Source organism: Bacillus sp. XB1 (assembly GCF_053557995.1).
Genome location: NZ_JBNRIL010000001.1, coordinates 2,003,084 through 2,012,163 on the forward strand (window position 1 = coordinate 2,003,084; position 9,080 = coordinate 2,012,163).

Annotated in this window: 11 protein-coding genes and 1 pseudogene; 2 read left to right on the plus strand and 10 right to left on the minus strand. The window is 36.2% G+C overall.

The window, feature by feature from the left end:
• Window positions 1–12: 12 nt before the first annotated feature.
• The 10 genes from flhA to ACK1U5_RS10205 all read right to left on the minus strand — a co-directional run bounded on the left by flhA (window position 13) and on the right by ACK1U5_RS10205 (window position 7,822).
• Window positions 13–2,079 carry a flagellar biosynthesis protein FlhA gene (gene flhA, locus ACK1U5_RS10160; protein WP_000472585.1) on the minus strand — a complete coding sequence of 689 codons (2,067 nt, stop codon included), beginning with the start codon at window positions 2,077–2,079 and terminating at the stop codon, window positions 13–15.
• A gap of 23 nt (window positions 2,080–2,102) precedes the next feature.
• Window positions 2,103–3,149 (minus strand): flagellar type III secretion system protein FlhB, encoded by a 1,047-nt coding sequence (flhB, locus tag ACK1U5_RS10165; RefSeq protein ID WP_001030108.1) that lies wholly within the window; start codon window positions 3,147–3,149, stop codon window positions 2,103–2,105.
• 10 nt (window positions 3,150–3,159) lie between these two features.
• Window positions 3,160–3,921, minus strand: coding sequence for a flagellar biosynthetic protein FliR (locus tag ACK1U5_RS10170; RefSeq protein WP_044584280.1), 762 nt, complete (start codon window positions 3,919–3,921; stop codon window positions 3,160–3,162).
• 15 nt (window positions 3,922–3,936) lie between these two features.
• The gene (locus tag ACK1U5_RS10175) at window positions 3,937–4,212 is read right to left on the minus strand and encodes a flagellar biosynthetic protein FliQ (protein WP_001098081.1); all 276 of its coding nucleotides are present in this window, start codon (window positions 4,210–4,212) and stop codon (window positions 3,937–3,939) included.
• A gap of 33 nt (window positions 4,213–4,245) precedes the next feature.
• Complete coding sequence (locus tag ACK1U5_RS10180; protein ID WP_001220582.1) at window positions 4,246–5,004, minus strand: flagellar type III secretion system pore protein FliP; 759 nt, start codon at window positions 5,002–5,004, stop codon at window positions 4,246–4,248.
• Entirely contained in the window at window positions 5,001–5,321 is a 321-nt protein-coding gene (locus ACK1U5_RS10185; protein WP_000121176.1) for a hypothetical protein, read from the minus strand. Before ACK1U5_RS10185 ends, ACK1U5_RS10180 begins: the two co-directional genes overlap by 4 nt.
• A 12-nt stretch (window positions 5,322–5,333) precedes the next feature.
• Window positions 5,334–5,693 carry a flagellar motor switch protein FliN gene (gene fliN / locus ACK1U5_RS10190; RefSeq protein ID WP_000680010.1) on the minus strand — a complete coding sequence of 120 codons (360 nt, stop codon included), beginning with the start codon at window positions 5,691–5,693 and terminating at the stop codon, window positions 5,334–5,336.
• 10 nt (window positions 5,694–5,703) lie between these two features.
• Window positions 5,704–6,690 (minus strand): flagellar motor switch protein FliM, encoded by a 987-nt coding sequence (fliM, locus tag ACK1U5_RS10195; RefSeq protein WP_000012356.1) that lies wholly within the window; start codon window positions 6,688–6,690, stop codon window positions 5,704–5,706.
• A gap of 14 nt (window positions 6,691–6,704) precedes the next feature.
• Window positions 6,705–6,929: a flagellar motor switch protein FliN gene (locus ACK1U5_RS10200; RefSeq protein WP_000775712.1), complete on the minus strand. Its 225-nt coding sequence runs from the start codon at window positions 6,927–6,929 to the stop codon at window positions 6,705–6,707.
• Between the two features lie 62 nt (window positions 6,930–6,991).
• Window positions 6,992–7,822 carry a lytic transglycosylase domain-containing protein gene (locus tag ACK1U5_RS10205; RefSeq protein ID WP_069604791.1) on the minus strand — a complete coding sequence of 277 codons (831 nt, stop codon included), beginning with the start codon at window positions 7,820–7,822 and terminating at the stop codon, window positions 6,992–6,994.
• Between the two features lie 256 nt (window positions 7,823–8,078).
• Between ACK1U5_RS10205 and ACK1U5_RS10210 the strand changes: the two genes are divergently transcribed.
• Window positions 8,079–8,918 (plus strand): flagellin N-terminal helical domain-containing protein, encoded by an 840-nt coding sequence (locus ACK1U5_RS10210; protein ID WP_043939927.1) that lies wholly within the window; start codon window positions 8,079–8,081, stop codon window positions 8,916–8,918.
• 84 nt (window positions 8,919–9,002) lie between these two features.
• A pseudogene (locus ACK1U5_RS10215) lies at window positions 9,003–9,080 on the plus strand (flagellin); the annotation flags it as partial.

Sequence of the window (9,080 nt, forward strand, 5' to 3'; positions counted from 1 at the left end):
CTTCACCCCCTACTATTCAATATAGGCAATTTGATCCACAACAATTTCTGGTGCTAATTCACTAATACAAAGTACTTGTGCTTCCACTTGATAACGTTCTAGCAGTCTTACAATCGCAAATCTAAAATCTTTTCTACGTGTTAATAACACTGGTTCTCTTCCCATTAAACGTGCTTGCTTAAAGACGCGCTGCACTTGCTCAACGACACGTGTTTCTAAATCTAAATCCCAGTTTAATAAGTAACCTTGATATGAATTATTCACAACATCCGCATCTAACTCGATTGAATCAGAGAAGAGCGCTGCATATATTTTTCCGTCCGGATTTTTCGCATTTTCACAAATAACTTTTGAAATACATTCACGAACAAATGATGTTACACCATCCACGTGGTTTTGATAAATTTCTTTGCCGTCAATAATACCTTCAATAATTGTTGGTAAATCACGAATAGAAATACCTTCTTTTAGAAGTTGTTTAATAACATTTTGAACAAGTGATAAATCAATTTCTTTTTTCTTAATCTCTTCTAATAGAACGCCATTATCATTTTCAAGCGAGTTAATTAAGTCTTTTACATGTTGGCGCTGAATTAATTCATGAAGATTACGTCTAACGACAACATCTAAATGTGTAATTAATATGCTAAGTGGCTCTAACACTTGATAGCCTTTCATTTGTGCATCTTGCACCATATGCTCTAAAATCCAATATCCATCTTCACCGAAAATTGGATCTTTCGCTGGCTCTGCATCTAAATCAGCCATTACATTCGGTGTTTTCAGTGCTAATAAATAACCTGATTTTAAAACACCTTCAGCCGCCTTCGCACCTTTAATTCGAATAATGTAACGTCCGCGTGGTCTAAAGCTCGTATTATCTTTAAAGTTAATTCCAGGAACGTTAATACCGAGGTCAGTAATAATTGACTTCCTCATAAGAACAACTTTATCACGAGCTGTTTCCCCGTTAATTTTCTGCTTTACAAGTGCTGCTAAATCTAAACCGAGTTCTACTATAATTGGATATTTATCCGTAAATACTCCAAATGAATCTTCTACTTGTTGCAGTTGCTCATCTTCGCCTTGGATCATTTCTATTTCTTTTTGAAGCTCGTCTTCTTTTTCTTTCTTTATTCGATTTTTATTACGAATTCCTAAGAAGATAATTGTTCCGCCAACGAGTGCGAATGGTAGAAACGGTAGCGGAGTAAAAATACCCATTGCGATAAATAAACCACCGAGCGCATATACAACGACTTCATGCGCTAATAACTCTTTAAAGATACCTTCTGTTACTGTATCTGGTGAGCCGTCAAATACACGAGTTACGATAATACCTGTTGAAATTGCAAGCATTAGCGATCCAATTTGGTTTACGATTCCGTCACCGACAGTTAGCTGCGTGTAATGAAGAGCCGCATCTGCAAAGCTCATCCCTTGCTGCATCATTCCGACAATTAAACCGAAAATAATGTTTACGAATAAAATGACAATCCCGAAAATAACGTCCCCTTTAATGAACTTTCCGGCACCATCCATCGCTCCATAAAACTCTGTTTCCATATTTAATTTTTTTCGTTTTGCTTGTGCATCTTTTTCTGAAATAATACGCTGGTTTAAATCAGCATCGATAGACATTTGTTTCCCTGGTAAAGAATCAAGTGTAAAACGAGCTGCTACTTCAGCTGTACGAGACGCACCGTTTGCAACAATAAACTGGAATATGATTAATACTGTAAAAATAACGATACCAATTAATAAGTTTCCGCCAATTACGAACTGGCCGAACTCTTCAATAACATGACCTGCATTTCCATCTGTCAAAATCGCTCGCGTCGTCGAAACGTTAATCGATACGCGGAAAATCCCGATTAATAACAACATCGTTGGAAATGACTTTAATTCATCCCACTCGTTAATACTTGTCGCTCGCATATAAATAAGCACTGACATACTTAGTAGAAAAACGATAATGATATCAAGTATAAATGGTGGAAGTGGAATTAAGAGCGCCACTACGAATGACGCTGCTAAAAAGATAGAAAAATAGGTTCTTGCAGACTCTATCTTAAACAAAGAGATCTCCTCCAAACGCGCTATTATACTTCAAGTTCGTTCGTCTGAATTAAATAGCGCATAACTTCAATTACAGCTACGTATAAATCTTCTGGAATCGTCTCATCTTCCTCGACTTGATAATATAAAGAACGAGCAAGCGGACGGTTTTCCACCATTGGTATTTCTTGTTCACGGGCAAGCGTTCGTATATATAACGCGAGCTCATCTTCCCCTTTTGCAACGACAATTGGTGCTGCATCAACGTGTTTATTGTAACGAAGTACGACCGAAATATGAGTCGGGTTGTTTACAATAAACGTTGCGCCATCCATCTTCTTCGCAATTGTTCCTTGCAAGATTGCATGCATAAAGTTTTTTCGTTTCCCTTTTACTTGCGGGTCCCCTTCATTATCTTTATGCTCTTGTTTCACTTCTTCTTTTTTCATCTTAATATCTTGCTCGTACTCCCATTTTTGATAAATGAAATCAATAATAGAAAGAACGATTAAAATAATTAAAATTGCTAAGAAAATAAATTTAATTTGCCTAATAATTTCAGTAAGTGACGCAGTCCAGTTAAATCCAATCATGCTCACGATTTTCTCTAAATTCTTTTTAAAAAGAACGTAAGCGACGTAACCGATTAATCCCATATAAAACAGTGATTTCAAAATATCTACTAAGCTTTTACGACTAAACAGTCTCGTAAAATAGTTTTTCGGATTAATTCGTGACGCTTTCGGCTTAATAACTTTAGAAGAAAATAGGAAGCCGACTTGAATCATATAATTGAATAAATGAAAAGCGTATACGAGTATTAATATTGGAGCCGATACTTTTAGTAATAAAATCCCCATTAAATAAAAATACTCGGTTGAATCTGTATTTTTTCCAATTTGATTAAACAGCACCGATACGGAATTCGCAATCTCAAACCCTAGCCAATCTCCGAAGAAATAAACGACAACTGCTAATACGAGAATGGAAAATAAATTATTTAAATCTTTACTCCGGGCAATATTCCCTTCTTCACGCGATTTTTTACGCTTCTGCGGGGTGGCCTTTTCTGTTTTATTATCCTTTGCCATGCGCGTCCCCCTACTTCGTTAAGAAAAAGTTAAATAGTTTCGTATACTCTTCAAGTAATACATCCGTCATATTTTTAAACACATAACCGAGCATCGGTACACTCATCGCAATAAACAAAATACCGCACGTAATTTTAATTACGTATGCATTCATAAAAACGTTTAATTGCGGAGCGTTTTTTGCAATTAAAATAAGAACAAAGTTAATAATGAATAAACTTCCCATGAGCGGAAGAGCAATTTCAACCGCTGATGTGATCGCAAATAATAGCGTTGCGAGTAGACTATCTAAAAAACTAGTCGTCAGCAATTTTGAAATCGCCTCTGTATATTGAAACGACTTTAAAATCGTGGCAACGAAATAATTAATGCCGCCAAGTGAAATAAAAATAATGAGAAAAAATATATCAAAAATGGTTGATAGTAAAGTAGACTGTGAGCCCGCATTTACATCAAACAAACTTGCTTGTGATAAACCGATATCAAAGTCTAAAATATGCCCGGCCATTTTTGGAATGTTCCACAGCATTTCTACAATTTTTGAAAGTGATAATCCAATTACAATTTGCGTTCCTGCATAAGCTGCAACGTCCCAAACTGTCTTGATGTGAGAGACATCCACTTGATCAGCCACTGTAATTGAAAAAGCAAGTCCAACTGTAACCTTCGCCATTGCTGGAATAGATCGTCCTGAGAAAAACGGTAAAAAATATAAAAATGAAGTAATGCGGCAAAACGCAAAAAACGTTGCCGCCCATAATTCCATATTCATTTCAGTTCACCTATCTTAGTACGAACGCAATAGCGATGGGATTTTATCAAATAAATCTAAAATAAGTGTCGTTAACTCTTGGAACATCCACGGACCTAAAATGATAATAACGAGGACAATACTCGCCATTTTCGGTAAAAACGTCAGCGTTTGCTCTTGAATTTGCATCATTGCCATAATAACCGCGATAATAATAACGACAATCAGACTTACAACGGCAATCGGCATTAAAATCATAACCCCTTTATAAAAAAAGGTTTGGAAAATATCTATAATTGGTGACGTATTCATTTATATGACTCCTATCACATAGCATCCAGCGCTTCAGGCGACCGTCTTAAACATAATATCGACGATTTTTGTATATCCACCTAAATATACGAAAACGAGTATTTTAAACGGTAAACTTAAAATCATCGGCGGTACCATCATCATCCCGAGGTACATTAAAAGTGTACTAATAATCAAATCTATAAATACAAACGCTAAATAAATGAACATCCCTGTAAGTAACCCTTTTTGAATTTGCGTTAACGTAAAGGATGGTACGAGTGTAAATAAGGAAAGATCCTTTAAATCTTTCGGCAACTCTTCTCCGCGTACTTTCAGCATCATTTTTAAATCATGCTTATACGTATGCTTTGACATATATTCTTTCATAATAGGAGCTGTCGTTTCCGCAGCTTGACTTACTGTTATTTTCTCTTTCGTCATCGGATCCCACACATCACTCTTCAGTTGCCCGAGTACAGGCTGCATCGTAAAGAGTGATAAAAATAATGCAAGTCCAACAAGCACTTGGTTTGGTGGTAAATTCATTACCCCAAGTCCTTGACGTGTAATCCCTAGAACGATCATAAAATAAGTAAAATGTGTAAATAATAGAACGATAGAAGAAGATAATGATAAAAGGGTAACGAGCGCAAATAGTTGTACACTTGAATTACTCGTAAACTCTTTTCCATTTTCGAAATTAATAAAACCGTTCGGGGCTGCATACGCTGGATTTACAAAAATAATTGAAAAAACGATAGAAAATACGAAAATAACGGCTAATAATGATAACTGTTTCTTTATTCTCATGATGGATCCTCTACTTTTTTCGTTTCACTCTTCACCGCGTCTTCTAGTGCTTGTTGAAACTGATTTCCTGTTCCGGTTAATTGCACAGACTGCACACCGTTATTACTAATAACAGTGAACACTTGCTTTCCGTCTACTTCAAATAAAAAGGCACTCGTTTGATGATTTAAATAAACGCCGTCTTTTACTTGAATATGGCCATTTTCACCCTGCTTAAAAAACTGCTGTTTGCGCGTCTTTTTCGTCATATAATATGCACCGTAACCGAGCGCACCAAACAGTAAAACGACTTGAAATAAGGTCGTCATATACGACATATGACTCCTCCTCTACTCTTTATCTTGCATTTGACTTTGCGCTTTCATAAGCGCCGCTTGTTTCTTATCAGCTTCAATTTCAGAAATGATAATACCGAATTTCTCGTCCATTACGATTGCTTCACCGATGCCGACTTTCATATTACTTAAATACACATCTACTTTATGTCCTAAGTTTTTCTCTACTTCCAGAACATCGCCAACTTTTAACTGCTTTACATCACCAAGTGTAATAGATGACTTTCCAAGCTTTACACCAAGTTCAATCGAAATATCTGAAACAGTATCAATATGTGCTTTACCTGCTTCATTTCGCTTTCCTGCAAAATCTTCTAATCCCATTAATGACACGGGAGATACTTCATGCTTCATATGGATCCTCCTACTCTACAAAACTTTTAAATAGGAGCGCCTTACGCGTTCCATCTTTTCCAATAAAACAATTAAATTTATGCTTTCCATCTACATAACCAAGTAATTCATCCGAAACTTTCGTATGAAGCGGAATAATATCGCCTTCTTCAATTTGTTCAATCTCACTCATTGTCATTTTCTGCTCACCAATTGCAACGTGAACAGGTTTGTACACTTGATTTACTTTCATTTCCACTTCAGACGTATACTTTTTACGCTTGTCTGAAGAATGTTCGACAATATTTTCAGACGTTAACTTATCCATAATTTCTTCAACAGATAAGAATGGAATTCCGATACGCACCGTCGTATTCCAAAAATCTGTTTTCATATTTACGTTAAGTAATGAAATGATATCGCTCGCTGTCGTAATCTTTAATGCATTCGGATCTGTTTCCGTCGTTACAAATTTCGGTTCAATCGCAACAACACTTTCAAATGATTGCTCTAAATTTTTACAAAGAAGCAAGAATATATTATCAAGCGTTAAAAACTCAAACGCTGTTAACGGTCTGCGCATCGTAAAGTTACGCTTACTATCTCCGCCAAGCCAACATTCATGAATATAAATAACGAATGCTAAATCAATCTCAATAACAATTTCTCCAAGCTCTGGTAAACCGAGATCAATTACGCAATATAAATAATAATCTTTCGGCATTTTCTCCACATATTCACTCGTAAATGGAACTTGCTCAACTGTTGAAGGCTCTAGTTCAATTGGAATACGCATACGCGCTGATAACGTCTGTGACGTCTGTTTTCCAAAAGTAGAAGCAATCGCTTGCAAACTACGTAAATGCTCAACACCGAACTTCTCTGGTCTATTAAAATCATACTCTTGAAATTTCTCTTGCTTTCCTGCTTCTTGTGCGAAAGCTGGCATTTCCTCGCCTTCATTTACCGCCTTCAGCAGGGCATCAATTTGCTCTTGGCTTAATTTTTCGCCACTCATGACAATCCCCTTCCCTACCTTTTCAATTCAACGATTTCAACGTACATTTTTCCATTCTTCGTTAAAATCTTTCCGGTTCCAATCTCTTCATTCTCAAGCATAAGACGCACCGTATTTTTCGTTGAATTTTCAAGACGATACAATGTACCTTTCGTAATATGAAGCAGATCTTCAATTTTCTTTTTCGTATTTCCGATTTCAAAATAAATTGTTAACGGAATATCATCTTGTAATTTCAAATCTAGCCAACTCCCATATCATGTTCACGAAAATTTCATGTTCTCTCTATATATGAAACTTCTTATTTTGAAACGTCGATATTTAATATTTTTTTAATATATCCTTGCGTTTCTTTAAATGGCGGTACGCCTCCGTACTTTCTCACATTACCAGGACCAGCATTGTAAGAAGCAAGTGCCAATACTAAGTCACCGTTATTTTTCTTTAAATAACCACTTAACTCTTTCACGCCACCTTCAATACTTTCAGCTGGTGAAAAGGGATTCTTCACACCCATCTCCTTCACATTCGCTGGCATAAGCTGCATAAGACCCATCGCACCGGCATGTGATACCGTTTTCGGATTAAAATTAGACTCTACTTCAATCATTTTTTGAATTAACGTTTTTGGAATTCCGTATGTACGACTTACACGATCAATAATATCCTCATACTTGCCTTCATTGGAAGAACGTATTTTTTGAATATTATACTTCTTCGTTAATTCCCACGTATCAGCAGCCTCATTTTTCGTTTCTGGGAAACGTCGTTCAAACTCTTTTTGCGCAACTTGCACTTCATCTGCTTTCTTCGTTTCAACCTTTTCTTCAGGCTTACTCACTTCATCTACTTTTTTCGTTTCACCCTTTTCTTCGGGCTTACTCGCTTCATCTACTTTATTAATAGATTGTTCCGGCTTATTAACAACCGTTTCTATTTTCGTAGATTGTTCCGGCTGACTCATATCTTCTATTTTTGCCGGCTGCGTAGTAGCCTTCGTCTCCCTCGCAGGTTCACTCTGCAACTTCTCTTGAAAACGACTACTAACAAATGCTTGTGGACTACTTAGCTTTTGCTGAATTTGTCCTTTTTTATATGCAAGCACTTCTTTTACTATATTTCCAACTAACATAATATCACCTTTTCGGTAAACAAAGATAATCTAATATTAGAGTTTTTTTTAAAAGTTTGCAATAATCCTTTTGATAATATTGTAATAAAAAAATGAACAAATAGGAAATTATCATTTTTTTATATTCATTAATTACAATTATTCGTTGACACGATATATACCAAGGATTACAATTAATCTCGAAATTGATTTTTTTGCATATTTACGTTTAACAATTAACAGAAAAATCAATATAAAAAAATGGGGGTTTCTTAACATGAGAATTAATACAAACATTAACAGCATGCGTACGCAAGAGTACATGCGACAAAACCAAGACAAAATGAATACTGCGATGAATCGTTTATCTAGCGGTAAATCTATTAACAGTGCAGCTGACGATGCGGCTGGTTTAGCTATCGCTACTCGTATGCGTGCAAAAGAAGGCGGATTAAACGTCGGAGCTCGTAACACGCAAGACGCTATGTCTGCTTTACGTACTGGTGACGCTGCTTTAGGCTCAATTTCTAACATCTTACTTCGTATGCGTGATCTTGCTACACAAGCTGCTAGTGGTACGAATAACGTTAAAGACTCGGCTTCTTTAAACAAAGAGTACCAACAATTAGCAAAGGAAATTGACCATATTGCTGAAAAAACTAACTTTAACGGTAATTCATTCTTAAACCAAGCTGGTGGTGGTACAGATATTAAGATTCAACTTTCTGACGCTGCAAACGATACACTTGATATTACAGCTATTAATGCAAAGGCAGATACATTACTTGGAGCGGCCGTTGGAACTTTAACTGGTGCTGATACAGCAGCTGCTGTAACTGCAGCAACAACTGAAATGGGTAAAATTGATACCGCTATTCAAGCTGTCGCTGACGCCCGAGCAACTTTCGGTTCTCAATTAAATCGTTTAGACCATAACTTAAACAACGTAACTAGCCAAGCTACTAACATGGCTTCTGCTGCTTCTCAAATCGAAGACGCTGACATGGCAAAAGAAATGTCTGAAATGACTAAGTTCAAAATCTTGAACGAAGCTGGTATCAGCATGCTTTCTCAAGCTAACCAAACACCACAAATGGTTTCTAAATTATTACAATAATCCATTTGATTATATAAATCTCTTTGTAATCAAAGAGATTTATATATAACTAAAAATTCAAGATAAAAAATGGAGGTTCTTTATATGAGAATTAATACAAACATTAACAGCATGCGTACGCAAGAGTACATGCGACAAAACCAAGACAAAATGAATACTGCG

Coding starts and splice junctions, on each gene's coding strand:
- flhB (WP_001030108.1), bottom strand. CDS start 3,149: ATGGCAAAGGATAATAAAACAGAAAAGGCCACCCCGCAGAAGCGTAAA.
- ACK1U5_RS10170 (WP_044584280.1), bottom strand. CDS start 3,921: ATGAATATGGAATTATGGGCGGCAACGTTTTTTGCGTTTTGCCGCATT.
- ACK1U5_RS10175 (WP_001098081.1), bottom strand. CDS start 4,212: ATGAATACGTCACCAATTATAGATATTTTCCAAACCTTTTTTTATAAA.
- ACK1U5_RS10180 (WP_001220582.1), bottom strand. CDS start 5,004: ATGAGAATAAAGAAACAGTTATCATTATTAGCCGTTATTTTCGTATTT.
- ACK1U5_RS10185 (WP_000121176.1), bottom strand. CDS start 5,321: ATGTCGTATATGACGACCTTATTTCAAGTCGTTTTACTGTTTGGTGCG.
- fliN (WP_000680010.1), bottom strand. CDS start 5,693: ATGAAGCATGAAGTATCTCCCGTGTCATTAATGGGATTAGAAGATTTT.
- fliM (WP_000012356.1), bottom strand. CDS start 6,690: ATGAGTGGCGAAAAATTAAGCCAAGAGCAAATTGATGCCCTGCTGAAG.
- ACK1U5_RS10205 (WP_069604791.1), bottom strand. CDS start 7,822: ATGTTAGTTGGAAATATAGTAAAAGAAGTGCTTGCATATAAAAAAGGA.
- ACK1U5_RS10210 (WP_043939927.1), top strand. CDS start 8,079: ATGAGAATTAATACAAACATTAACAGCATGCGTACGCAAGAGTACATG.